At 41.7% G+C, this 24948-nt stretch carries 20 protein-coding genes and 1 tRNA gene; 5 read left to right on the plus strand and 16 right to left on the minus strand.

The window, feature by feature from the left end; translation table 11 throughout:
* Positions 1 to 88: 88 nt before the first annotated feature.
* Complete coding sequence (locus QE417_RS06120) at positions 89 to 1093, plus strand: LacI family DNA-binding transcriptional regulator (protein WP_311948374.1); 1005 nt, start codon at positions 89 to 91, stop codon at positions 1091 to 1093.
* A gap of 84 nt (positions 1094 to 1177) precedes the next feature.
* On the opposite strand, the gene QE417_RS06125 is transcribed toward QE417_RS06120, so the two are convergent.
* The 12 genes from QE417_RS06125 to QE417_RS06180 form a co-directional block, all read right to left on the minus strand.
* Positions 1178 to 1639: a hypothetical protein gene (locus tag QE417_RS06125; RefSeq protein WP_311948375.1), complete on the minus strand. Its 462-nt coding sequence runs from the start codon at positions 1637 to 1639 to the stop codon at positions 1178 to 1180.
* 8 nt (positions 1640 to 1647) lie between these two features.
* On the minus strand, positions 1648 to 1929 hold the full coding sequence (locus QE417_RS06130; protein ID WP_311948376.1) for a hypothetical protein: 282 nt from the start codon (positions 1927 to 1929) through the stop codon (positions 1648 to 1650).
* Positions 1905 to 2501, minus strand: a complete 597-nt coding sequence (locus QE417_RS06135; protein WP_311948378.1) for a transporter — start codon at positions 2499 to 2501, stop codon at positions 1905 to 1907. The genes QE417_RS06130 and QE417_RS06135 overlap by 25 nt, the downstream gene beginning before the upstream one ends.
* Positions 2502 to 2512: 11 nt before the next feature.
* Positions 2513 to 3184, minus strand: a complete 672-nt coding sequence (locus QE417_RS06140; RefSeq protein WP_311948381.1) for a DUF6766 family protein — start codon at positions 3182 to 3184, stop codon at positions 2513 to 2515.
* Between the two features lie 345 nt (positions 3185 to 3529).
* Positions 3530 to 4564, minus strand: coding sequence for an LLM class flavin-dependent oxidoreductase (locus QE417_RS06145; protein WP_311948383.1), 1035 nt, complete (start codon positions 4562 to 4564; stop codon positions 3530 to 3532).
* 29 nt (positions 4565 to 4593) lie between these two features.
* Complete coding sequence (locus QE417_RS06150; RefSeq protein ID WP_311948385.1) at positions 4594 to 5568, minus strand: ATP-grasp domain-containing protein; 975 nt, start codon at positions 5566 to 5568, stop codon at positions 4594 to 4596.
* Positions 5569 to 5677: 109 nt separating this feature from the next.
* A tRNA-Cys gene (locus tag QE417_RS06155) sits at positions 5678 to 5749 on the minus strand.
* Positions 5750 to 5795: 46 nt separating this feature from the next.
* On the minus strand, positions 5796 to 8447 hold the full coding sequence (locus QE417_RS06160; RefSeq protein ID WP_311948387.1) for a M14 family zinc carboxypeptidase: 2652 nt from the start codon (positions 8445 to 8447) through the stop codon (positions 5796 to 5798).
* 24 nt (positions 8448 to 8471) lie between these two features.
* Positions 8472 to 9809 (minus strand): RagB/SusD family nutrient uptake outer membrane protein, encoded by a 1338-nt coding sequence (locus tag QE417_RS06165; protein WP_311948389.1) that lies wholly within the window; start codon positions 9807 to 9809, stop codon positions 8472 to 8474.
* A gap of 20 nt (positions 9810 to 9829) precedes the next feature.
* Positions 9830 to 11650, minus strand: a complete 1821-nt coding sequence (locus QE417_RS06170; RefSeq protein WP_311954601.1) for a SusC/RagA family TonB-linked outer membrane protein — start codon at positions 11648 to 11650, stop codon at positions 9830 to 9832.
* Complete coding sequence (locus QE417_RS06175; protein WP_311948392.1) at positions 11637 to 12902, minus strand: TonB-dependent receptor plug domain-containing protein; 1266 nt, start codon at positions 12900 to 12902, stop codon at positions 11637 to 11639. The genes QE417_RS06170 and QE417_RS06175 overlap by 14 nt, the downstream gene beginning before the upstream one ends.
* 516 nt (positions 12903 to 13418) lie before the next feature.
* Complete coding sequence (locus tag QE417_RS06180; RefSeq protein ID WP_311948395.1) at positions 13419 to 15863, minus strand: TonB-dependent receptor domain-containing protein; 2445 nt, start codon at positions 15861 to 15863, stop codon at positions 13419 to 13421.
* 144 nt (positions 15864 to 16007) lie between these two features.
* On the opposite strand from QE417_RS06180, the gene QE417_RS06185 reads away from it, so the two are divergent.
* Together QE417_RS06185 and QE417_RS06190 are read left to right on the plus strand one after the other, a co-directional pair.
* Positions 16008 to 16685: a response regulator transcription factor gene (locus tag QE417_RS06185; RefSeq protein ID WP_311948396.1), complete on the plus strand. Its 678-nt coding sequence runs from the start codon at positions 16008 to 16010 to the stop codon at positions 16683 to 16685.
* A complete protein-coding gene (locus QE417_RS06190) occupies positions 16682 to 17935 on the plus strand; it encodes a sensor histidine kinase (RefSeq protein ID WP_311948398.1) in 1254 nt (417 codons plus the stop codon). Before QE417_RS06185 ends, QE417_RS06190 begins: the two co-directional genes overlap by 4 nt.
* A 38-nt stretch (positions 17936 to 17973) precedes the next feature.
* Here the strand turns inward: QE417_RS06190 and QE417_RS06195 are convergent, their stop codons facing one another.
* Together QE417_RS06195 and QE417_RS06200 are read right to left on the minus strand one after the other, a co-directional pair.
* The gene (locus QE417_RS06195; protein WP_311948400.1) at positions 17974 to 18822 is read right to left on the minus strand and encodes a phosphatase PAP2 family protein; all 849 of its coding nucleotides are present in this window, start codon (positions 18820 to 18822) and stop codon (positions 17974 to 17976) included.
* A gap of 197 nt (positions 18823 to 19019) precedes the next feature.
* On the minus strand, positions 19020 to 20288 hold the full coding sequence (locus tag QE417_RS06200; RefSeq protein WP_311948402.1) for a hypothetical protein: 1269 nt from the start codon (positions 20286 to 20288) through the stop codon (positions 19020 to 19022).
* Between the two features lie 360 nt (positions 20289 to 20648).
* Here QE417_RS06200 and QE417_RS06205 point away from each other — a divergent pair, with 360 nt between their 5' ends.
* Entirely contained in the window at positions 20649 to 20951 is a 303-nt protein-coding gene (locus tag QE417_RS06205; RefSeq protein WP_311948403.1) for a hypothetical protein, read from the plus strand.
* Between the two features lie 290 nt (positions 20952 to 21241).
* Positions 21242 to 23233, plus strand: coding sequence for a right-handed parallel beta-helix repeat-containing protein (locus QE417_RS06210; RefSeq protein WP_311948405.1), 1992 nt, complete (start codon positions 21242 to 21244; stop codon positions 23231 to 23233).
* 3 nt (positions 23234 to 23236) lie between these two features.
* On the opposite strand, the gene QE417_RS06215 is transcribed toward QE417_RS06210, so the two are convergent.
* Entirely contained in the window at positions 23237 to 24007 is a 771-nt protein-coding gene (locus QE417_RS06215) for a WecB/TagA/CpsF family glycosyltransferase (RefSeq protein WP_311948407.1), read from the minus strand.
* Between the two features lie 395 nt (positions 24008 to 24402).
* Complete coding sequence (locus QE417_RS06220; protein WP_311948408.1) at positions 24403 to 24948, minus strand: acyltransferase; 546 nt, start codon at positions 24946 to 24948, stop codon at positions 24403 to 24405.

Here is a 24948-nt window from a genome sequence, read left to right on the forward strand (position 1 = left end):
TCGTATTAATGAATTGTCAGGATTTTTTTACGAAACCGTTTTCGAAAACCTTCTCCTGTATCTATATTAGCCAACCAATTTTTAGCCGATGTCCACTACTATTCGAATGATTGCTAACAGATTATCCATATCTGTTGCAACAGTTTCAAAAGCACTCGCAGATAGCCATGAAATTAGCAAAGAAACCAAACTATTGGTTTTAAACGCAGCCAAAGAAATGGGTTATGTACCAAATCCTTACGCAAGTAGTTTGCGTAAAGGCCGGAGCAAAACTATAGCTGTTGTATTACCCGAAATTGCCGACAGTTTTTTTGCAGAAGCTATTAACGGCATTGAAGAAGTAGCACTATCAAAGGGCTATCATGTTTTAATATACCTCAGCCATGAAAGCCTGTTGAGAGAACAAGCTATTTTACAAGACTTTAAAAGTGGAAGGGTTGATGGTATACTATTATCAGTATCAGAAGAAACAAACGATACTGCACACATTAGTGCACTTATTGAAAATCGGATACCCATTGTTCTGTTTGATCGTGTTTGCGAAGAGTTAAATACGACCTGTGTTGTTGCTGATGATTTTGAAAGCAGTTATACTGCTACAAAATATCTTATAAGCAAATCCTGCAAACGCATAGCATTTGCAGGAAATTCAATTAATCTGTCGATAAACCGTAACAGGGTAAACGGTTACATTAGTGCATTAGAGAAAAATAACCCGGGCGGCTATCAAAATATAATTATTAGCGATAAGGATAAAGATATCAGTTACCAAATATTTGCAGACCTTTTACGTGGGCCTAACCGCCCTGATGGTATTATTTTAAGTGTAGAAAAACTTTCGGCAGTAATTTACAAGGTGTGTGCAGATATGATGATTGATATACCTAATCAGCTTAAAGTACTTACGTTTACAAATTTTAATATGGCTCAATTTCTTAGCCCGTCGTTAACAACTGTAAATCAGCCTGCTTTCCAAATTGGCAAAACGGCAGCAACGGCATTATTGCGTAAATTATCATTTACAACTACGTTAACGGAGTCTGAAACTATTGTATTACCCTCACAAATTATTTACCGCGATTCTACTTCCTGAAACATATGATCATATTTTTCATAAACGTGGCCGATTGTTTTGCTGATACTTATTTTTACGATAATATTACTCGATTTTGAATATTTATAAAGTTGCACTTAGTGTTTGTTTTGGTTTATTCTCAGGGTAAATTATGGCAGCAGCTACTCCAAAAATCACATGGGCAACAATTAATTGCTTGTAATAATTTTTCAAATCAACTCCAGGCGGGTTGGGGTGTGCTTTAAAGGTAGTATGCCATATGGCTGCACCTGTAAGCCCGCTTAAAGCACCAAATATTGCGCCATTAATAATAGATGCCTTTGTATTGCTTTTATTAAGATAAACATCGTACATAGTTGCAAACATTGCCCCAACGCCATAATGCCCAATCCAACCTGCAACACGCGATTGCTGCTTGTTTAGCGGACTAACCCTATTAAGCAATTCGCTTAAAATCTCGGCTTCATTATAATTATGCCCTTTTACCCGCGATAATGCTTCGCTAAACAAAGTCATTAATGTTGTGCCGGTTACACCGGCTATTATTACTTGCTTTACTCCCATAATCTTTATTAATATCTGAATGCAAATCCTAAAAAATATTCCTTTTGTGATGCTTTTTGCAAACCATAGTTAAGTCCCGCGTCAACTTTCACATCGGGCGTAATGGTAAATTCCAGAGCTGCATCTACGTAGTTATTAAAGTGATGCTCCTTAAAATTATAGGTGTAAAATGTTTCACCAAAAATTTCCAGCTTATTAAACAAAACATGACTAATTACCAGTGAATGCAGCAATTCAGTATGCCGGGCTTGTTCTTCATCATCTTTTAAGTAGTCACCTTCCAGTTGCATTCCAATTTCCAGTCTTTTGACAATGTCAGTAACATGGGTACCATCAAACCTTCCTCATATTTTTTATTATCTGAAAATTTATTGGTAGGAAGTTTAACATATGGCATAAGCGCCATGCTAAATTTTCCGTTGTAATTACCAAACAGGCATTGCTTAAGCCTGATGGTCAAATCGCCAAAACCTGATGATGTTTGAGTGGTTTTTTCAGATAATTCAACATTTCTCTCCTTAGCAAAACTCTGCACCATGAGGTGTAACGAGGTATTTTTTAACAAGCCAATTTTTAGGTTAGCCTGGTTATACAACCAGCGGCGTTGTTTGCTATCATCGGTACTTTGCCGCTGATGTCTTACAATATCTGTTTCATACTGAAAGTGCCCGGCATCAACGGTGTGCGGCGTTTCGGTAACGTTTGGCCGGTCGGTTTCCATTTCTTCGCGCTCTAAAGATTTGGGCATCGGTTTAAACACACTGTAAGATTTACGGGTAGTATCCTGCCCCCTTGCCCTGATTGAAAAAAGACATATAATGCAGCAAGTAGTTAAAAAGATAGCGTATAATTTATCTTTCATAAGCATTCATATTATTTGCCTGTTTCCATGTGTGGGGCATCAACCGGTTTTGATTCGGGCGAACCTTTTTGACGCAGGTAAATGGATAAAAATACGATGGAAACAATGGATATAAACTCGCTTTGCCAGTTTTGAAATGTTTCGAACCAAAACGTTGGTTGCCAAAGGAATTGACCTAAGCTATCAGTAGGCAGGTGTTTGAGTAATTGCAGATCGTTATGGTCAACCCAACTGCCGTGTAAATGCAGCACCCAACTTACCATAAACAAGATAAAAAAGCATAGCGAAAGTGAATTACTGTAAAGTTTAAGCCATAAGCCGCCTTTGTTAACCGGCGATGGTGCATTTGGGCCCGGCTTTGGCTCTCGGTCTACATCCTCTTCTTCATCCAAACTTTTCGATTCGGCCGATCCAATTTGCCTTAGTCCAACGGTAAGCAAAACATACATACCCATTTGCAAAAATTCGCTCTGGAAGTTCTCAAAAGTGGCAGAAATAAAGTGGCCGCTCTGCAGATATAGCTTAAATTCTAATTCACGGCCGCCCTCCTCTTTAATTTCCTGGTTATGTTGTTTCCAGCCTGTTAGAGCCTGCGCACAGATGGTAATTATAAATAACGCCATAAAAAAAAGCGTTAAACCGTTTCGATAGAAAAAAGAGTGTCGTAAATTGTTTGTGCCCATAGGTATAAGTGTTTCATTACAACTTTTTTACCCAACACATTGTTTCACTCCTAAAAGTTTTATCTTAAATTTTAGATTAAAAAATTTCAAAATATGAAATAAAAATCTTCTGAGTTTGTATTTGTGTATTCAAACCTATTTTATCATTCTACTATTAACTAGCAAAAGTCGATAATTAATGTACTTATAACACCCAAACATGTGAATTGTCTGGTAAAACAAGTAACTTTTCATTCACTGTGCATCAGTTTAAAGCTACCAAAGCAACGAGGCGTATGGCACAATACATTGTTAGCAACGTACATGATCTTGACCAAGTTATATTAAACACACAATCAGATAATACTAAACTTGCACGTGAGGGTTAATAATGGTTTCTGCAAAACGCTCCATTTCTTCCAGCTGCGGGCTGCACTGTAATAAAAAGAAATCCACACCAATTTTTTCAAACTCGGCTATACGGTCTTGCACCTGCCATGGGGTGCCTATTAAACCAGAGCGCAGGCCACGGTTTGATACCGAATAATCGTGCAGTGAAACCTGTTGCTCTAACTGCGTACCCGATAACCATTGCTGATAGTTTTTATAGCCCGATGAACCTTCTTTTACATTGGTAATGCGTTCCAGCTCACGCTTCACTTCGGTATCGCTGTCGCGGATGATGCTGTATGCGGCCACACCAAATTTCATGGGCGGCAGACCTTTCTTTTCGCGGCGTTCGCGCAAATCGTTAATGCGACGGGCAATCAGTTCGGGCGAATCGCCGTGCATCACGTAGCCATCACATGTTGATGAAATAAGATCTTTAGCTGCTTCTGATTCGCCGCCTGCGTAAATGCTGGGGCGTGGCCTGTTATTAACAGGTTTAGGTTGCAGCACATTGTCGTTTACGTTGTAGTACTTGCCATCAAAGCTAAAATGATCTTGCTTCCAAACGCTGTCAACCACGTTCAGCCATTCGGCAGTGCGGGCATAGCGGTTGTCATGCTGTTCAAAGGTAATACCATATTTTTCGGCCTCATCCTTCCACCATGATGATACCACGTTGAGGGATATACGCCCGTTGCTGATATGGTCTATATTGGCGGCTTGCTTGGCTAACAATGCCGGGTTATGAAACGTTGGCCTTACAGCCACCATTAACTCTTGCTTATGGGTAACGGCAGCCAATGCCGCAGCGGTAGACCAAGCATCTAACGATGGCTCTTCCTCGCCCTTAATATCGTTTAAGTAAAGTTCGGCAATTAAGGCCAGGTCAAACCCAATCTCTTCGCTCCGTATGGCCAGTTTTTTAACATAATCCCAGGTTGGGGTCATGTTTTCGTCTTCCACGTTACGCAGCCAACCGCCAAAAACCGGCAGCCAATATCCATATTTCATGATTTGTACTTTTTAGGTTTACAAATTTTTTATACCACCGCTATATTTTCACTCTCGCCAACGGCTTCCTTCTCCAAAAAATCAACCAGGCGCTCATGCGGGTTAAAGCCAATAACATTTACGGCATCGGCCACAAAGTTGGATAAGGCATTTACGTCGTAGTACAGCACTTCACCGTCGCGGTCATCAATAATGTATTCTATGCCGCCCACGTCAATGCCGCTACGCTGTACTATGGTTTCAATGTTTTTAATTACATCGGGCGGTGGTGTATAGGCTTCTACTTTGAGGCCGTTTTTAGGGGCATCTACCGCGCAGGCATTGCGCACCAAATCCTGCCCTGTGGTGGTTTGGCATATATCTGCCGGGCACAGGTTAAAGCTTTCGCCCGAGGTGTAAACCCTGATAGCGTACAAATATTTGCCACCCAGCGTTTCAACACGGGTAATATACCCGCCACGCGCCGGAATGAATTCCTGCACCAATGCCGTATGGTCAATACCCAAATCAATTTTATTATTATTAATGGCCTCGCGTACAGCCTCTATGCTATCAAACTTTTCGATACCTGCACCGCTGCCACCAATATTGGCTTTCATCACTATAGGAAACCGCAATCCTTCGGCAGCAGCCTCTATTTGCGATGGATGGTTAATTACCCTCGATTTTGGATACTTAATACCCAGCTTTTGCAGCAGTTGCAGTTGTAAGGCTTTAGATGTTTCGTAAATAAAAGCCTTATAACCGTTAATTACCCTTATGCCATGCTCCTCAAGGTGCTTGAGGTAATTCAGCGTATAAAAAGTACCCTGCACGCCACCACGTAAGTAAGCCGATGGACTCATGCGGTTAAAAAACAGTGATATGTCAGGCCTATCTTCATCAATAGCATATTGATGCTGTGTTGGATTTACTGTTTCGTATGGTAATCCCCTCCTTTCCAGTTCGGTAAACAGGGGCTTAAACCAATCGGGGTGTTCGTGTGATATGACGATTTTACTCATTTCCTATTTCATCTATCAATTTAGTAGACAATGCAAATATATTGTTTTATACAATTGCTCTCTACTTTCGCAATTATGTATTTGCCTTTTTACAATTGCCCATACGCTGAGGCGTGAGGACGGATTCGAACCGTCGTGAAAGGTTTTGCAGACCCCCGCCTAACCGCTCGGCCACTCCGCCTTGTAAAAGCTGCACCTGTTTTAGGCAGATGCAGCTCAGGAAAAGTTTATTCGCCGGCAAAGCCGCCACCGCCGTTAAGCAGGTTGGCAAAAAATATGGCATTCAGGAATAAACGGTTGGTGCCTAACCAATAGCCACGATACGTAGGGTCATCGGCAAATAAAACCACCTCGCCGTTGCCGCTTGCCGTAGCAATAATGGCCGCCGAATTAGCCACCCGGTTAACGTTTGTTTTTGACGAATAGCCATTGATAAATGGATTGCCGGTATACTGTGCCACCGTAGTATATTTATTGCTGCTGGGAACCAAAATGGTTGGTCCGTTTTTGTTGATGAACAATTTGCGGCTTGTTACGCCAAATGCTATGGGATGCGTAATGTCTAAATCGGCCTGAAATATAGCGCCGTTTATTCTGCGCGAGCCTTCCACATCTTCCTGGCGGGCATAATCTAAGCGGGTTTGTTTTTCTTTTTTGGCAGCATCTGCTCCTCCGGCCTTCTCACCGGCTTTTTCAGAGGCAGGCGGCGGGGTATCGCCACGGCCTCCACGGTTGGCAAAATCGGCCTCCACCAGTTTTTCTTTTACCAAACCATTGTGTACAGCCCATGCTGTTGCGGTTTGGAAAGTAATTAATGTGCCGCCATCGTTAACCCAGCTTTTCAGCTTTTCAACTGTGGCATTATCCCATGCAGCGTAATTACCGGCAGGCAAAACCAACACGTTGTATTTTTTGAGCGATGCGCGTACAAAGCTGCTCAGGTCAATTTTGGTTACCGGTAAATCAAGTTGCTGGTTAAGCAAAAACCACACCTGCCCGGCCTCCGAAGCGGTCACACCCTGACCAAAGGCCAGCGCTACTTCGGGCTTTCGGACGGCTTTAATGTTACTACTACCTAAATCAATACCCTCGGCACTAAAACCACCGTTTACGGCAAGCACATTAATATGCGTATTGGCGGCTACTTCCTGCACGGCTTTGTACAAAGAATCGGGCGATATGGTTTGGCCGGCAACCGGTATTACCAACGAGCCTGAACCAAAAGCGCGTTTACCGTTAGGCGTACTCACCGTAAACGATTTGAACGCCGTTTTAACTAATACGTTTTTGATGAGCAATTTGTATAAAGCCTTGCTCGCGTTATAATCGTTATAGTTAAGCAAATAAGCATAGCTCGAGCGCCCGCCTTCAACATCGCCTTTGGCAAGGCTGAGGCCGCTTACCTCGGCCGCTTTGGCTAAGGGTGCGGCGGCTTTGGCATATTTTAAACCATAGGCATGAATTACGCTCCAACCGGTGTTATCATAATAAATACTGTCTTTAAGAATATTTTCCTCGAATACTGAATGTACCAGCAAGAAATTGGGTTGTGCCGATGGTACCACATAAGCCTTACCCTTTTCAAAGGTTTTACCATCCTGGCTGTAATTATCGTTCAGTTCGTATACTTTAATGCGATGCTGCAGCAATAAGCCCAGGAACTTTTGGGTAAGGTTGATGTCTTTGCTATCGCCAAACACGTATGATTTGGCCGGGTTTTTCTGACCCTGCTCTAAAGCATATTTAAAAAAGTCTTTTTGCACTTTAAATAAGCCTGCCTTTTCGGCCACGGCACCGCGGATGGTTGAAAAGCTGGTGGCTAAGTGATTGCGGATAGTGAAAGCAAAGGTTACCAAGCCGTTGCTCGATTCCTGCTGAACACCGCGCGAACTGGCCTGCTCAAATGTAGCCGCCACCGAACCAAAGAATTTTGGATAGGTAGAGCCGTATATAGGTGACAGGTTATCGTAATTCTCTTTGGTGAAATAAAACGAGCCTATATCATCCAAAGCCTTAGCATGGTACTTGGCCAAAATGGTTTGGTACTCATACAAAAACTGCGGAATTATGGGGCTTTCGTGACGCTTAGGGGTTGGCTCGAAATAATAGGTTGCATTGGTGCCCTGCTCATGAAAATCAATTTGCACGTTAGGATACCATTTGTGAAAAAACTCGATACGGTTACGGCTTTCCACCTGTACCAGGTTCAGCCAGTCGCGGTTTAAATCGGTAAAGTAATGGTTGGTACGCCCGGCAGGCCAGCCTTCTACATGCTCTTTGTCAATAGCATCGCTAACAGGCGGAAACGAGTGGTAGGCATTATGCCAGTTGGCGGCACGGTCGCGGCCATCTGGGTTAAGTGCAGGGTCGATAAAAATAACCGATTCGTTCAGCCATTTCAACGTTTCGGCATCCTGACTGGCGGCAAGGTAGTAACCGGTGAGTAAACTTACTTCAGTGCTCGAAGTTTCGTTACCGTGCACACCGTAGCCTAAATGGATAACTACGGGGGCATTGCTGTTAAGCGCAGGTTTTGCCGGGTCAATTTGATTAAGGTGTTCCTGCCTTATTTGCTCCAGTTTATTGTAGTTTGATGGCGCTGTAATCGTAACGATGATTTGTTCGCGTTGCTCATAGGTTTTACCAATGGTTTGCACATGCACACGGTCGCTCACGCGGGCCAATTCCCTGAAGTAAGCATTCACCTGGTCGATACGTGTAAAGTACGAACCCACCGGGTAGCCCAAAAACTGTTCGGGCGTGGGTATTTTGCTGTCCAGTGTGGTAGCCTTTGGAAAATAGTAGCTGTTTTGCGCATGAGCTTGATGCACAGGTGCGGCCAATGCGGCCAGCAACAGTAGTTTGTAAAAGGTTTTCATGTTTATTGTTCGTTATAAAGTCAGTTAATAGCCTGGGTTTTGTGTTACATCTGGGTCTGATAAAATATCAGAATACGGGATAGGGAACAGCCAGTAATTACGGTTAGTTACGCCTAATACGGCCCCTGCCCTTTCGGTACGTACCAAATCAAACCAGCGGTGTGCCTCAAAGGCAAACTCTACGCCGTTTTCATCTTCAATGGCTTGTAAAAGCGTCGGTTGTGTAGCTGCTGTGGTTATACCCACATCGGCCCTTGCGCGTACGAGGTTTAAATCGGCAGCGGCATCAAGCAATTTGTTTTGCTGGGCGCGGGCTTCGGCACGTATAAGGTACAACTCGGCAATACGAATGAGATATGATGGATCGGTGCCGGTTGCGGTGGTATTATATAGCACACCGTAAACCGAAGCTCCTGTGCCGGCAATTAGTGTACTGCGTGTACCTCCAATTAACGGGTTATTCAGCTTAGCCACCAAAGCATCAGAGGGCTTGAGCGTGTACTGACCACCTGCCGAACTTGGGTACCACAGGTTCCAGTACGTATTGCGGTCGTTAACCGAGTAGGCCAGCTCCAACACCGATTCGGCTGTTTGGAAAGGTGCCGTAAAAAAGCTTTTATAAGGTTTAACCAGCGAGTATTTGGTGTTGCTAATTACCTGTGTGGCGTACGTTTCGGCATCAGCCCATTGTTTACGATACAGGTGTAGCCTTGCACGTAAAGCACGGGCAGCACTTTTTTGTGCACGGTTGCGGGTGCTGGCATCTTCGGGCAGTAATTGTTCTGCTTGTATCAGGTCGGCCAGTACCTGATCATAAGTCTGGTCGAGGGTACTGCGTTTGATGCCTTTTAATACGCTTAAATCGGTTGTGGGTTTTAGTTGCAGCTGTACCCCACCCCAGCCACGGGCCAAATCAAAATAGCTAAGCGCCCTGATGAAATAGGCCTCTCCGAGTATCTTGTTTTTTTCGGCCACTGTAAGTAATGGGTCGGTAACATTAGGCACATAAAACAGTACACTGTTGGCCGAGTTAATGGCGCGGTAAATATTTTGGTAGGCCGATACCGTAATTACGTTATCGGTTGGCACGGCATTTTGGTCTAATTGCAGGTACTCGCTCAGGGTGCCGTTAAACACCACATTATCAGTAGTAATGGTGCCCAATGTGGGGTAGCTGGAGGCGTAGTAGCCTTGCACACGGTCGTAAGCACCAATAATGGCTGCCCGTGCGGTGCCTAAATCAGTAATAGCTGCTTCGGTTGGCAGGGCGTTGTTGGGTATTTCTTCCAGGTACTTTTTGCACGATGCCGTAACCAGCACAGTAGCAATCAGGAATATATTTTTAATGTATGAGGTTTTCATGATTCTGTTTTAATGAGGATTTAGAATGTTACGTTGGCACCAATCTGAAAGGTTTTTGGTTGCGGCACTGTAGCCCAATCATACCCTGCGGTGTTTTGGTTGCTGCTTTGTGAGCTAACCTCAGGGTCGAGGCCGCCATACTTGGTAAAGGTGAGCAGGTTGGTAGCCTGTGCATACAAGCGTATTTTATTCAACTTAACTTTTTGCAAAAATGCCGCAGGCAGGTTGTAACCCAACGTTAAGGTTTTAAGCCTGATGAATGAACCATCCTCTAAATAGCGTGAGCTCAAATTGGCTACGTTACCCCCATAATTATTCGCGTTTCCGCCGTTTTGTGCCGGGTTACGGCTATCAGCCGTTAAGCGTGGAATGTCGGTTTGATCGCCCGGTTTTTGCCAGCGCTCCAGCTGGCGCGGCAGGAAGCCGATATTAGCCTGAAGATTGCCATGCACCATGAAAAAATCGTTCATGTTCATGATCTTATTGCCTTGCTGAAATATGAAGGAAAAGCCAAGGTCGAAATTTTTATAAACCAGGTTGTTATTAAACCCGCCCGAAAACTTAGGTAGTGCATTGCCCACGATCTGGCGGTCGGCCGAGGTAATTTGGCCGTCTTTGTTTACATCCTCATAAACCGCATTACCCGTTTGCGAATCAACATAAAGTTGCTTGTACAGTTGGAACGAGTTAACCGCGTAGCCCTGGCGTAATATGGAAATATTGCGCCCTGATGCTCCTAAAGCTATATCAGATGCCAATTTTTCGATTTTATTGGCATTAAAGGATATATTAAAGTTCGTGGTCCATTTAAAACTGGCTGTTTGCACGTTGGTAGAGTTAATTGCCAGATCGACACCTTTATTGCGCACGGCACCAAAGTTTTGCAGGTAAGAAGCAAAACCCGAGCGATAAGGTACAGGAACATTCAGCAATAAATCGTAGGTGTACTTGTTGTAATAATCAACTACAATGTTCAGCCTGTTTTTCAGGAAACCAAATTCGGCACCAAAATCAATTTGGCGGGTGGTTTCCCAGGTTAAATCGGGGTTGGCCAGTTGCGATGGTGCAGTACCCGGTTGCTCCAGATAGTTAGCACCCGATGACCACAGCCCCTGAGCAGCATAAGAACCTATACCATTTTGGTTACCCGATAAACCTATGCTGGCACGCAGTTTCAACTCGTCAAACACGTTCAGGTTTTTAATAAAACTTTCCTGACCGGCGCGCCATGCAAAACCTCCCGAAGGGAAATAGCCCCACTGCTTGTTTACTCCAAACTTTGATGAGCCATCGGCACGTATGCTACCATCAATGGTGTATTTATTATCATACGTGTAGCTTACCTTACTAAAGAACGAAAGCAGCTTTGACTCGGCCCTTGATGATGAGCCCGACCGGGTAGCTGCAACAGCTACTGATTTTAAGCTGTTGGCAGCAAAGCCCGTCCCGGTTGCAGAGGTGTTTTGTGTAAGTACCGTATTAATGGTGTTACCAATTAAGGCATTGATGTTGTGTTTACCATTTGGCCCAAAGGTTTTAATGTAGTTTAACACCTGCTCGTTGGTAAGTACAATGTTCTTGTTTTCGTACGATGCCGCCGAGCCTAATGATGATATACCCGCGCTGATGAGCGTGTTAGAGTAGTTATTTTCATACTCACTGCCGTTATCAATACTCCAGCTGCTGCGCAGTTTAAGGCCCGGTATAATGGTGTATTCGCCATAAATGTTGCCTATGGTGCGCCATCCCACAGCATCGTTATCTAAATTTTCGATAAGCGCAACGTGGTTATCAAAGCTGCCGTAACGGGCATAAGTGCCATCGGCATTAAAAATAGGCAGGTAAGAGCGGCGGGAATAAGGCCGAGTTAATTACCCCGGTTGGGTTGTTATCGCTTCCGCTTACATTACGGTAAGAACGGGCAAAGTTGATACTGGTACCTACCTTTAATTTGTCGGTAAGGTAATTATCATAGTTAATCCTTGCCGTATAACGGTTATATCCTGATGGTCGTACCACCGATTCCTGATTTAAATAGCCCAAGCCAATATAATAGGTGCTGCGCTCGGTACCGCCTTGGGTTGCCAGCTCATAATTTTGGGTACGTGCCGTGCGGAACAGATCGGCAAAGCGATCATACGTGGGCTGACTTTCGGGGTTGGCTATTAACGTTGGCGCAGGTAAGGCCGGGTTATCTCTCACCGTATTGAGGCGCGACTCGTTAGTTAACAACGCAGTTTCGGGGCCGGTGGCTACCTTAAATTTATTAATAGCGGTTGCCCAACCCTGGTAGGTATTAAAGCTAACGCGGGCCGAGGTATTGCGTTTACCTCGTTTAGTGGTAACAATTACCACGCCGTTTGCCCCCAACGAGCCATAAATCGCCGTGGCGTTGGCATCTTTTAATATCTGGATGTCTTCAATATCATTGGGGTTAATATCGGCCAGCGGGTTTGAGCCTTGCTGGTTGCCCAAACCGGTTTGTATAGGGTCGTTATTGCTCACAAAAACCCCATCGATGATGTACAGCGGATCGACAGAAGCGTTAATGGAGTTATTGCCCCGTATACGAAAAGTAATGCCACCACCGGGTACACCATTACTGGCCGAAACTTGTACACCACTTGCCTTACCTTGCAACAATTGGTTAAAAGCAGCCACAGGCTGGTCTTTTATGGCATCTCCCTTTACGCTTGTTATAGAGCTGGCTACATATTTACGCTCTTGCGTGGTGTAGCCGGTTATTACTACATCGCTTAACTGCCCAATGCTTTCTTTAAGGCGTATTTCAACAGGGCTGCCATCTACCCTGGTTTCCTGCTGAACATAGCCTATAAAGCTTACAATAAGTGTGTACGGAAAGCTTTGACCGGTAACAAAGCTGAATTTGCCGTCGTTATCGGTTGCTACGGCATGTGTGGTGCCTTTAATTTTAACACTGGCACCTGCAACGGGCAGTTTGGTATCGGCATCAACAACAACGCCGGTTAATTTTGATTTAATGGTAGGTTGGCTACCGGTTTGCGCAAAGCTAAGCTGCGCAAAAAAAGCGCAAAGCAGTAGCAGCACACCCCTTAAGTAAAGGTGTTTCATAATAATGAATGTGTTTTGAGTAATTGGGGATAAGCCGTTACGGGTAACAGCAATACCTTATTTGGGAGAAAAATTTAACAGCTATAAGAGCAATAGCGTTAGCAACAACAGTTGTTGCAAATGCACATTAGCATGCAAGAGAAATTTTTGGGAGTGATGAAATTGGTGCTGATATTCGTACCTGAGAATATCAAATTGCTGGCCTTTGAATGCTGGCTTAATGGTTGATTCATGACAAATTCTATAAAGTCTATCGATTTAGTAGACAAATAAAGTGATTAAATATCGTTCCTGCAAAAAATATTGTGATATTTGTTATTTAACTTATAGTATTTCAAATCTAAGATTGAAATACTATAACCTGAAAATACGCTTCAATTGCCCAAACGATAGTTCTTTACAGAATTTATTTACTACACGATCCATTACTATTCAAGAGCTGAAATCTAACTCGACCCAAAAGCCAATGCACCTTGTCATAAGGATTGAACAGACTCATGCGTATATTTTTTGCAGTTAGTTATCTATCTGTTTTACAGAGGTGTCCTGCTCTTTTTGTTTCTTAAATTCGAGCTTGCCAAACCGCCACGATAAGCTTATGCCAAACGACTGGTACGGGATGCGGCGCAGACTATAACTGGTGTATTGTTGCCCGCTGGTTGTGGCAGCTTGGGTAATGGTGGTTACCTGGTTAACATATTTGGCAAATGGGTTAGTGGTAACAAAGCCCACACTTACCTTCTTACTCATAAACTGCTTGCGGATAGCTAAATTGTAAGTTATAAACTTTGGTGTACGCCCCTGTATATTCTTCATGGGCGAATTGTAATTACCAAAAGCCTCGGCCACAAACGTATCTGAAAACTGATAAGTAAGGTTAAGATTAGTGCGTACTACTATCGCATTTACCGTGGGGCCACCATAAACCTTGTTAACAATATATTTATCGGTAACGGTGGTATTGGTACGCAGGTTTACCTTTTTACCAAACGGTATTGACCCCGAAATACTGATACCGGTGTTTTGCTCAGTGCCTATATTTTGCCGGTTAGTTACCGATACGTTATGGTAAACAGAATCGCCCACACGGTACTCACTGTAAAAACTAGTATAGGTTTTTACATCATTACTGTTGTGGCGCGAGAAAAGAGCGATGTATAGGTTACCACCTGCCTGGAATGATTTATTATAACCCAGTTCGAACACGTTACCAATTTCGGGCTTAAGCAGCGGGTTACCTGTGCTTATATTATAAGGATCGCTCAGGTTAACGAAGGGATTTAATTCCCGGTATTCTGCACGCTCGACGCGCTTGGTGTAACTTATTTTAATGGACGAGGCATCACTCAGTTTATGCGATATTACCGCCGTAGGCACCCAGGTATTGTATGACGGGATTACCGTTCCGGGGAAATCAACATGGGTATCGGTATGCTCAAGTCGGCCACCTGCTTTAATATCAAAGAAATTGAACGCTGTAAATCCCAATGAAACGTAACCGGCATATATTTTACGGTCATAATTAAGATGATATGATTGATTAGGGTCGAAAGCATAAACACCCGTTTTAGGATTGTAGGCAGTTACATCGGCAGTACTATTAATGTATTGCAAAACAGTTTTGGCCCCGGTTTCTAATATCACATCCTTGGACAACGGGTGAGTGTAATCTATGGAAACATTAGTCTCTTTATCAGTACCGGGATTATTGCTGGCTGAGGCCGAGAACGGGTTGTTTTGACCATTGTAAACCTGGCTTTGATTGTAAGCCGAGTTGTTATTGCCAAAGCTTGAAGTATACAATACTTCGAGTTCCTGCCCGTCGGTTTTAAAGTTGTGTTTATAATCGAGGCTCCAATCATAAGTGCCGGCGTTGAATTTACTAAACGAGTTGCGCTGGCTCAAAACATTGGCCAAACCTGTTGTTTGTTGCTGCTGCGCAGTAAAGCCCTGGTTACGGTTACTAAAATTATCGTACCCAAAAGAACCACTAACATTATCCCTCTTTGACAATGACCAGTCGAAATTTATGCCCGACTCGTACCCTCCCCTTCTGAAGTTGCTGTAGCCATCCTGTATTAAGCGCGTGCTATTGCCCTGTTCATTAACCGAGGTGTGGTCGTTAAGGTTAAGCGTACGGGTATTTACCTGCGCATTGCCGCTAAAAAAAGCCGATACGCCAAAGTTACCGGTACGTACATTTAAATTGGCCGAGCCATTTTCCATCCTGGTGCCGGCCGATAGATTTACAGCTCCATTTATACCACGAACTTTATTGTCTTTGAGTATAATATTAATTATACCGCCTAAGCCACGGGCATCATACTTAGCCCCCGGACTGGTAATCACCTCAATGCTTTTAATCTGGCTGGCCGGCAATGATGCCAGCACATCGGGCAGGCTACTACCAAATACAGAAGAGGGCTTACTATTAATCAAAAACCTTACACTGGTGTTACCCTGCAATTCTACATTACCATCAATATCTACACTAACCTGCGGAACTTTTTTAAGTACATCCAACGCAACACCACCTTGCGATGTTATGTCATTAGCGGCATTGTAAACCATTTTATCAATGCGGTTTTCAACCATGGGCGTTTTGGCTGTTACTGTTACCGCGCTTAATTCCTTACTTAAAGGTTGCAGAGATATGGTACCGATGTTTACCGTGTTTTGTTTAATATTAAACGGCCCGGCTGTATAGTCCTGGTAACCAATAAAGTTAATAACAACACTATACCTACCGTCGGCCAGTTTATCAACCACAAAACTTCCTTTATCATCGGTAATTGTTCCACCCGAAGGCTTGATGCTACCTTCGGGGTTTATGCTGATGGTTGCATAATCAATAGCCGTTTTGGTATTGGCATCAATTACCTTACCGGTAATCTTTCCAGTATTTTGTGCTAAGGCGGCCGTGCACAACATGGCCATCAGCGGTGTAAGTATCCATTTCATTTGGCACAAAACTCCCGCCCGATTTTGGATAAAATCTGGAGCCGGGAATTTGTAAGGCGGTTGTTACATAAATAGTCTATAATAAGAGCCGATCGTTTACAACATTTCTACAGAATTATAGGGTAACTTTGAAGAAAAACAACCGTGAAATTATTGGTTATAGAAGACGAGGCCGGGTTAAGGGAAAGTATTGAGGCGTATTTTACCGAAGAAGGAAGTGTTTGCGAAACAGCTTCTGATTATAACTCGGCTATTGCCAAAGTTAACCTCTACCGTTACGATTGCATAATACTGGATATTACCCTGCCCAACGGGAGCGGATTAGACATTCTGAAATACCTAAAGGTTGAACAGCACACCGATGGTATACTCATCATATCAGCTAAAAACTCACTCGACGACCGCCTGAATGGCCTTGATTTAGGCGCCGACGATTACCTTACCAAACCATTTCACTTGTCGGAATTACGTGCCCGTGTAGCTGCTATTGTACGACGAAAATCTTTTGGGGGTAACAACCGCCTAAAATTTAATGAAATAGATATTGATCTTAATGCGCGCGAAGTAAACGTAAACCTCTCCCCTATTAAGCTTACCCCAAAAGAATATGCTTTGCTGCTTTACTTTTTAGCTAACAAGGGCAAAGTAGTATCAAAAAATGCCATTGCCGAGCATTTATGGGGCGATAGTATTGATATTGCCGATAACTTCGACTTTATATACTCGCACATTAAAAACCTAAGAAAAAAGATAATTGAAGCTGGCGGAAATGATTATATTCAGGCTGCTTATGGTATGGGCTACAAGTTTATTGGCGCATGAAACTGCTTACCCGTTACAACCGTGCAACCATTGCCATTACCACCATAATCATGCTGGTGGCGGGTATTGCTTACTATTTTACCATCACGACTATTTTATCAAAACAAGTTGATAAGGCTCTTGAGGTTGAAGAACACGAGGTGCACGATTTTGTCTTATTAAACCGCAAATTACCACAGGTTTTTCGCACCAACCACCAGACTATACTTTTTGCACCGGCCAACAGCCCCGGCAAGCGCAAATTTGTTGATACTGTTTATCGTGATATTAAAGACGATGAACTGGAACCCGCACGCGCACTGTACACTTTTGTTAAAGTTGAGGATAAATATTACCGGGTAATTGTAGTACAATCAAAGGTAGAAAATGAGGATTTGATAAAAGTTATCTTCATGATTACGCTCGGGTTGATTGCAGGTTTGTTGGTTGCGCTGTTCTTTCTTAACCGGGTTATTCTCTCCAGCTTATGGAAACCCTTTTATAAGGTGCTTGGGCAATTAAAAAGCTTCAACCTTGCCGAAAACAGTTCCATTCAAAACGTTCATTCAAATATTGATGAATTCAGGGAATTGGATACTGCCGTTAACCTGATGGCAGACAGGGTTAAAGACGATTACTTTGCGCTTAAATCTTTTACCGAAAATGCATCGCACGAGCTGATGACGCCCATATCGGTTATCAACTCCAAACTGGACACGTTTGTGCAAACCGGCGAATTTTCTGACCAGCAAAGTAAGTTGCTGAATGATATTTACTCGTCGGTAAGCAAGCTCACCCGCCTCAATAAGTCGCTGCTGCTGCTGGCCAAAATTGAAAATCGTTTAATTGCAGATAAACAGGATCTTAACCTTAAAATACTTATTGAAGAATTGCTCAACCAGCTTGATGACCTTGTTGCCGGGCGACAATTGGTGGTTGAAGCCCGGTTATATGATAAACCCATAAAGGCCAGCCTGCTCCTCATGGAAGTGCTGATTAGCAACTTAATAAGCAATGCCATACGCCATAATAAGCCCGGCGGATTTATCAGCATTGAACTTAATCATCTCAAACTGAAGGTAAGCAACAGCGGTGTGGCCGGTAAGCTCAATATGCAAGATATGTTCAGGCGGTTTCAAAAATCGGCCTCATCAGATGGCATTGGCCTGGGCCTCACTATCAGCAAGCAAATATGCGACACCTACGGTTTTAATTTCGAATATGTGTTCCTGAACGAGGTGCATCACTTTATCGTAACTTTTGCCCCTTAATAAACAGGTTGTATGCCGACCTATTTAAACACATCTATTTAAAAGCTGGCTACAAAACTTAATCCTACCGATCCATTTTGGTAAGAAGGCATTAATAACGATGAGCTGCTTCGTTCTTTATGTCGGAGTTCAGCGGGTTTATGTTCATCTTCGTTTTTAGCTTTAAAAAGGGCATTCCGTAAGTAAGGATACAACAGGTAAGCTGCTTTGGTTGATAGAATACCAAAACCGGCACCGGCAATTACATCGCTTAGCCAATGGTCTTGGTGGTAAATACGAAAAACACCGGTTGTTGTAGCAAAAGCATAACCCACTATACCATAGTAAACCGATTTTCCGCTGTATTCCTGTGCCATAAACTCGGCATCGGCAAACGCATTTCCGGTATGTCCCGATGGGAATGATAGCCGGTTAGCCTCATTAGGGCGTAAACGCTGGGTAGAGTGTTTAAGCGTATTTAAAGTTAGCTGTAGCATACCCTGCGACATGATAAGAATTATAGTACGATCTATAAATGTATTTTTGCCATGTATACCGGCCAGGTTTAAACCGTACACTAAAACTACCGGAGCGTGCTGAAAATAATCTTCGAGTGTGGCCCGTGTTGATATATCGTGCTCCTTTGCCTCTTTATAAACATAATGGTCGAGTCTGCGCAGCGGTTTTACGTAAAATGAAGCTACACCATAACCCACTAAGGCTGCAGGCGGTATAAGCGCACCTAATTTACTATGCAAGTGCTGCACCGTATCAGGAGCGGTTAATAAATCTTTTTTTAGAGTATCAATAATCTTTTTGCGCGTTGTATCTTTCTCTGAAGATTGTGCTGCAAGACCAAGACTGTTTAAAATAAATAAAACTGATATAATATATTTTATAAGCGGCATAGCCGCTATTTACCACAACAAACTGTAGAAATTCTGTAGATAAATTTATTGAGCCATTGTTACATTACACCAATGCACTTACATCTTCAATCCAAACTCTTCATTAAATGTTTTGAGAGCTGATCATGTCTATACGTTTTACAGAGGCTATTTTTGTCACTTAAGGCAATAAAAGGTCATTTCGCGACAATTTACGCTTATTTTACGACTCCTTTTTGATAATATACCTTTATGGCATTACGCAAGTAACCACCATCATCGTCGGCGGTTTCATCTTTTCCAGTTACGCCATCCGCTTTGCTATCCATAAAGTTTGTGCAATTTTCGGCACCCCTACCAAACAAAAATGCAATTACGCCGGCTTTACCATAAGCGGCCAAATTGTCTTTGTTAGCCTTTTCAACAACAGGTTGCAAAAAGTATTCGGCCCTATTATCCTTATAATGTGCGGGTGTGTTATTGCAGGTATTGGTAAGCGAATTGCCAATTGGAATTTGCCACAAAATAATTTTTTTGCCGAGGTGGAGGTTGATTGTTTTTAAAAAGCGTTGAAAACGGTCAAAGTCACTCAAGTTGGTGTTGGTTTCATTACCTATTACAGACCATGTAGTATTGAGCTTGTTATTAACCACAAGGTCGTACCCCGAATCCCTGTCAGAAAACTCTGAAAACAAAATATCAAAGTTGGCATTCATTGATTTATAATAATCGGCTGTTTCGGCACCCAGTTGTTCGGGATTGTGTTTGCCTTTTATTACGTCGTGGCCGGTTGCCCACTGAGATATATGCCAACCCAAAACTACATTGGGCGCATATTTATTACGCATGGCAACGATGGCCTGGGCAAGCCCCTTAGCATCATTGGTATAATCCTTAACATCGGCATGGTTACTAAGCGCTACTTTTATAGTGTTTTTAGATGGATCATTCTTGTACATCTGCATGTAACCAAACAAATCGGGCTCGTAATGAATAATTACTTTTTTTCCGTAGCCCTTACAAATCTGCAGTAAAAACTTCCAATCGTCAAAGTACTTATTCATTACTTCGGCATCATTCAGATTGGTAATGGCCGGGTCTTCAAATCGGTTTTTAGCCGGAACTATGTTATAGTAGGTAAACACCGGAACTTTGCCCATTCCTCCTATTTTATTAAGATAGTTACGGGCAAACTGACCAGACGGTGAATGCCATGTAGTCCACCCGTTTGAAAAAATATCGCCGGCAAGGTATTGGTACTGGTACTCACAATCTGCTATAAACTGGTTGCTTTTGTCCATATCTCCATCGGTACCAAATGCAATATGGTTTGGAAGCCCCACTGGGGTTACCGAAACATCAGTAGTGGTTAAATCAGCGCCGGTTTTGTTATAACTACTGTTTGCTTCATTTTTAATATCTGTTTTTTTGCATCCGGCAATTGAACATAACAATGCGAGTACACCAAATAATCCAGCACGAACCATACAATAGCATTAGGGGTTAAAAAACTTTTTTTACGATTAAGTAAAACAATTTGTTAGCCCTAAAATAATGAAAGTTTATAAACCAAAAGGAAATAGAATATTAAATTTTTGAAACGTACGATAAAATTATTTACTTATCAGAATTATTCATAACAAAACACATCAATAAAATAAATATTTTATTCAAAAATAAGCTTATGATTTTAGGCAAAACTTAAACGTTTTGACTGTACAGAGCATTTATTGTTTTTCAGAATAACAAGATATTTTTTATCATTGTTAATTATTACAAAAACTTTTTAAAACTTTTAAAATTGGCACAACCTATTTGGCCTTGCTTACGTACAACGAAACATGACGTTGTCAGCAATAAAAAGTAGAGTACACCGAAATTTAAGTCTAATTTTTATCAATCGAAAAGTGATTAAGGCAAAGAAAAACAATGACAGGAAAATGCTTGATATAGCAGATCACCTCAAAGCTGAGCTTCCGGGCCATGGTTTTGCATTGCTTGCCTTTCACATTGAAAACGGAGAAACAAAGTCTGACTATGTTTCAAACGTTGATGATGCTTATATGATAAAAGCGTTAGAAATGCAGTTATCCATTTTAAAAAGTCGCCAAACAGGCCCGTCTCCTGCTATATTAAAATCGGGCGCATAGCGTACTTCCTATCTTCTCTGTATTTAATACCATCTCATCAAATATTTGAAATGCCATTTTTTGGCATGGCTTATTTTTTTCTGTTTTACTCCCATAAAACATACAACCGTCCTGTTTATAATTCAAATTGAGTAAAAAAAAGTACATTAAATGTCTATTTTTTGAAACTTTGTTTTTAATTTAACGTAAGAATGTGAAATACAATTAATAACAAGGAGGCATTTAAACTCAGTTTGTAGTATTAAACTACTTTTCGAGCTTTTTTATCTGTTCTTCTCAAATTTCAGGATATGAAAGCAGAACTTAAACATGTAGTGCCCCTGTTCTTTTTATTATTATTTTGTTCTAAGTCTTTTTCTTCAACATATTACTTTTCAAGCAACGGTAGTGATGATTATACCAGCTTGCAAGCCAAAAGCCCTGCTACTCCGTGGAAGTCTTTGGAAAAGTTAAATTCATTCTTTAAAAACCTCCATCCCGGCGATTCTATATTATTTAAACGCGGAGATATATTTCACGGATCAATTAAGGTTACTGCTTCGGGGGCTGTATTTGCACCTATACATTTTGGAGCATACGGAACTGGTAACCGTCCTGAAATTACCGGACTGAGCCAACTAACATCTTGGAAGGCGGTTGGGAATGGCATTTATGAAGCGCCTTGTACTACAGGAGGATCTATGCTGCTTTTAAATGGCACACAACAAGCTTTGGGCCGCTATCCTAATAAAGGTTACCTTTCTTTTCAAGCGCACAGTGGCAATACTTCTATTACCGACAGCAAGTTAAATACATTGCCCCAATTTGGTACAGGCGAAATTGTAATCAGAAAAAACCGTTGGATTATTGACCGTCATAGTATAACTGCGCAATCGGGGAACACTATAACTTATAGTGCCGGCAATACAACTTACTCTCCAAACAATAATTACGGGTATTTTATACAAAATAACATAAAAACCTTAGATGCCTTTGGTGAATGGTTTATGAACTACGATACGCATGTAATGAGTGTGTATTTTGGAAACAAAAATCCGAATAAATTCAGCGTTACAACTACCAGTGTTGATGTGTTAGTTAACATTCAAAAACATCAGTATTTGAACTTCGATGGCATTTTATTTACCGGGGCGGGTAAAAACTCATTTAACTTAGTTCAGGCCAAAAAAGTAGCCATAAAGAACTGCATAATTGATTACACCGGTTCCGAAGCCATATTAGCTTCTTATTCCCCATTTGTGTCCATTACCAACTGCGGTATCAATCACTCATTAAGTGGCGGCATTAATTTAGATGCCGGTTGTACCAATGCTACCATCACTAACAATACCATCACCAACACTGGCTTAATTGCTGGCATGGGCAAAAGCAATTCAGGCACCTACGAAGCCATTACTTCATTTGGCGATAACGCTAACATAGAAAGAAACCGGATTGACAGTGTTGGGTACAATGGCATCTATTTCGGCGGTAATACATCAACTGTAAAAAACAACCACATCACTTACTTTTGTTTAACCAAAGATGATGGTGCCGGTATTTATATAGGCGATTGGTCGAAAACGGTGAGTAAAAAAGTTATTGGCAATATGGTTTTTAACGGCATTGGCAATAGCGAGGGCACCCCCTACACCAAATCTTTGCAGGCTGAGGGCATATACATTGATGATAACAGCGAAAGCGTAGTAATAACAGGTAACACGGTATCAAAATGTGCAAACAACGGCATTAAGGTACACAACGCCAAAAACATCGATATATTTAATAACACCGTATTTGACAATGGCGTGCAACTGCGGATGGAGCAAGACCATTATATACCCACAAGCAGCTTTATAAGAGGAAATAACGTGCGTAATAACATCTTCTTCTCAAAATCGGGTTTACAACCAGTTGCCAAATTTTCGACGCATTTAGACGATATCAATAGCTTCGGAAGCATTGACAGTAATTTTTACAACTGCAAAAGCAATGTAAATAACTTTAAAGCCATGCAGGTAAAAAATGGCAAAAATGTTAGTGCCAATTATACCTTATCTGATTGGAAAATAAGATCAGGCAAAGACGCATCTTCAGTTGAAACCCCTGTAAATGAGGTAATGTTTGAATACAACGCCGGTAATACTGCAAAAACAGTAACATTACGCCAACCTTATGTTGATGTACACAACAATGTGTACAAGAGCGAAGTGACTATTAATCCTTATTCGTCAATTATCTTAGTAGCAAGTAATAAACCACCAGCTATTGCTAAAAACCAATTAACAGCCCTGGTCAAGTAAATTTTATATAGCGTGGCTGCTAACCACGCTGTTTAAAAAAAGCTTTTTGAAGCCTTCTTTTCCTATCAGCCATACAAATATAGGCCCGTAGAATAAATACCGTTTCCAAAGGCGCTTGGGTTCAGTAATTAATCGACCAAACCATTCCAAACCTAAATTTCTAAAAAAGCTGCTTGGTCTTTTTACAGTGCCTGCATAAAAATCAAATACCGCTCCAACAGTACAAATTAATTTTGATTTTATCTTATCTCTGTTAGCATGAGCCCATTTTTCCTGTTTAGGGGCTGTCATTCCAATAAACAGCACATCAGGTTCAAACTCATTAATACTTTTTATAATAGCGTCGTTTTCTTCTTCGGTAAAAGTTTTGGTAAATGGAGGCGAGTAAATACCAACTTCAACATTAGGATAATCAATAGCCATGCGCTTTTTGATTTTCAACAAAGTTGTCTCACTGGCCCCAAGGTAAAAGCAACGTCCACCCTTAACATTTAAACCTTTAAGTAAGTGAGCATGAAGATCGGCTCCGGATATTTTCTTTATTTTTTTTCCGGTTAAAACATATTCTGCTGCTACCACGGCAATACCATCAGGGAGCAGTACGTCCGACATTTGCAGTGATTCTTTAAATCCAATATCTTCATTAGCCATGCAAAAAGAATATTGGTTAATGGTATTTACTAACAAGGAAGATTTTAGCGGAAGATCCTCCAGTGATTTGGTGAAAAGTGGATAATCAACGAATTTCTCAGTTTCTTCAGTTTCTCTCATCATAAGTAACATGCATCTTAATTAATCTAAAAATCAAATGATTAACTAAAAATCTGCATTATATTTCCCAAAGATAAAATTAATTAACCCAATAGGTGTAATTTTAACTTTAGCAAGCTTACTCCCTGTTGGTTTAGTTATTGGTATACAACTATATAAGGTAAATTATAAACTAATAAATTTATCAACTGCCTTATAGTTTGTAACTATCGCGTAACCCAATAAACCAATGGAATAAATACAGCATTTATAGTTAATATTTCTTTCCATGATCACCCAAAAAATACTTTCAGGTATCCGTGGCAGTTTAGGCAATTTTGCTGCCATAATGCTAAATTTTGCTATTAATCGGCATTTTTAACCTTTCAAGAAAACTAAACTATCGTTTAGCGAAATCATTAGCACTTATTGGAGTAAAACTCCATGTGCCGGGATAGTTCTTCATCACTATTGAATCTGTTTTTGACCTTTTTTGCAGGCACTCCAGCGTATATTGAATATGCCTCTACATCTTTAGTTACAACCGATCCTGCCGCAATTATACTTCCTTCATTAATGGTGACACCGCTCAGTATGGTGGTATTATAGCCTATCCAAACGTCATCCTTAATAGTGGTTAAGCTGTTTAATCCAAGCCAGTTGTAATCAGCATCGCGTATTTGTGAAGCCAAACGAATGGGAACGCCCACCTGCTGGTAATGATGATCATACCTGCCCACAATGGCTGTTCGGTTAGCCATAATTACATTATTACCAATAATGGCGTCTGTTTCTATAAACGAATCGCGGCCGATGTAAAAATTTTCGCCTATGGTAATATTATTCTTTGCCCACAGCCTTACCCTTACTCCGCTGTAAAAGCCTTTACCAATATTATATCTCCGGTAAATTACTTTCCGCAAAAATTCATTCCTTAACTTTTTGAGTGCAGCAACTAAACCCAT

Source organism: Mucilaginibacter terrae (assembly GCF_031951985.1).
In the GTDB taxonomy this organism is placed as follows: Bacteria; Bacteroidota; Bacteroidia; order Sphingobacteriales; family Sphingobacteriaceae; genus Mucilaginibacter; species Mucilaginibacter terrae_A.

Bases quoted from the DNA above. Each gene is read 5' to 3' on its own strand.
- QE417_RS06120 (WP_311948374.1), top strand. From the start codon at position 89: ATGTCCACTACTATTCGAATGATTGCTAACAGATTATCCATATCTGTT.
- QE417_RS06125 (WP_311948375.1), bottom strand. From the start codon at position 1,639: ATGGGAGTAAAGCAAGTAATAATAGCCGGTGTAACCGGCACAACATTA.
- QE417_RS06130 (WP_311948376.1), bottom strand. From the start codon at position 1,929: ATGCAACTGGAAGGTGACTACTTAAAAGATGATGAAGAACAAGCCCGG.
- QE417_RS06135 (WP_311948378.1), bottom strand. From the start codon at position 2,501: ATGAAAGATAAATTATACGCTATCTTTTTAACTACTTGCTGCATTATA.
- QE417_RS06140 (WP_311948381.1), bottom strand. From the start codon at position 3,184: ATGGGCACAAACAATTTACGACACTCTTTTTTCTATCGAAACGGTTTA.
- QE417_RS06145 (WP_311948383.1), bottom strand. From the start codon at position 4,564: ATGAAATATGGATATTGGCTGCCGGTTTTTGGCGGTTGGCTGCGTAAC.
- QE417_RS06150 (WP_311948385.1), bottom strand. From the start codon at position 5,568: ATGAGTAAAATCGTCATATCACACGAACACCCCGATTGGTTTAAGCCC.
- QE417_RS06160 (WP_311948387.1), bottom strand. From the start codon at position 8,447: ATGAAAACCTTTTACAAACTACTGTTGCTGGCCGCATTGGCCGCACCT.
- QE417_RS06165 (WP_311948389.1), bottom strand. From the start codon at position 9,809: ATGAAAACCTCATACATTAAAAATATATTCCTGATTGCTACTGTGCTG.
- QE417_RS06175 (WP_311948392.1), bottom strand. From the start codon at position 12,902: ATGAAACACCTTTACTTAAGGGGTGTGCTGCTACTGCTTTGCGCTTTT.
- QE417_RS06180 (WP_311948395.1), bottom strand. From the start codon at position 15,863: ATGAAATGGATACTTACACCGCTGATGGCCATGTTGTGCACGGCCGCC.
- QE417_RS06190 (WP_311948398.1), top strand. From the start codon at position 16,682: ATGAAACTGCTTACCCGTTACAACCGTGCAACCATTGCCATTACCACC.
- QE417_RS06195 (WP_311948400.1), bottom strand. From the start codon at position 18,822: ATGCCGCTTATAAAATATATTATATCAGTTTTATTTATTTTAAACAGT.
- QE417_RS06200 (WP_311948402.1), bottom strand. From the start codon at position 20,288: ATGGTTCGTGCTGGATTATTTGGTGTACTCGCATTGTTATGTTCAATT.
- QE417_RS06210 (WP_311948405.1), top strand. From the start codon at position 21,242: ATGAAAGCAGAACTTAAACATGTAGTGCCCCTGTTCTTTTTATTATTA.
- QE417_RS06215 (WP_311948407.1), bottom strand. From the start codon at position 24,007: ATGATGAGAGAAACTGAAGAAACTGAGAAATTCGTTGATTATCCACTT.
- QE417_RS06220 (WP_311948408.1), bottom strand. From the start codon at position 24,948: ATGGGTTTAGTTGCTGCACTCAAAAAGTTAAGGAATGAATTTTTGCGG.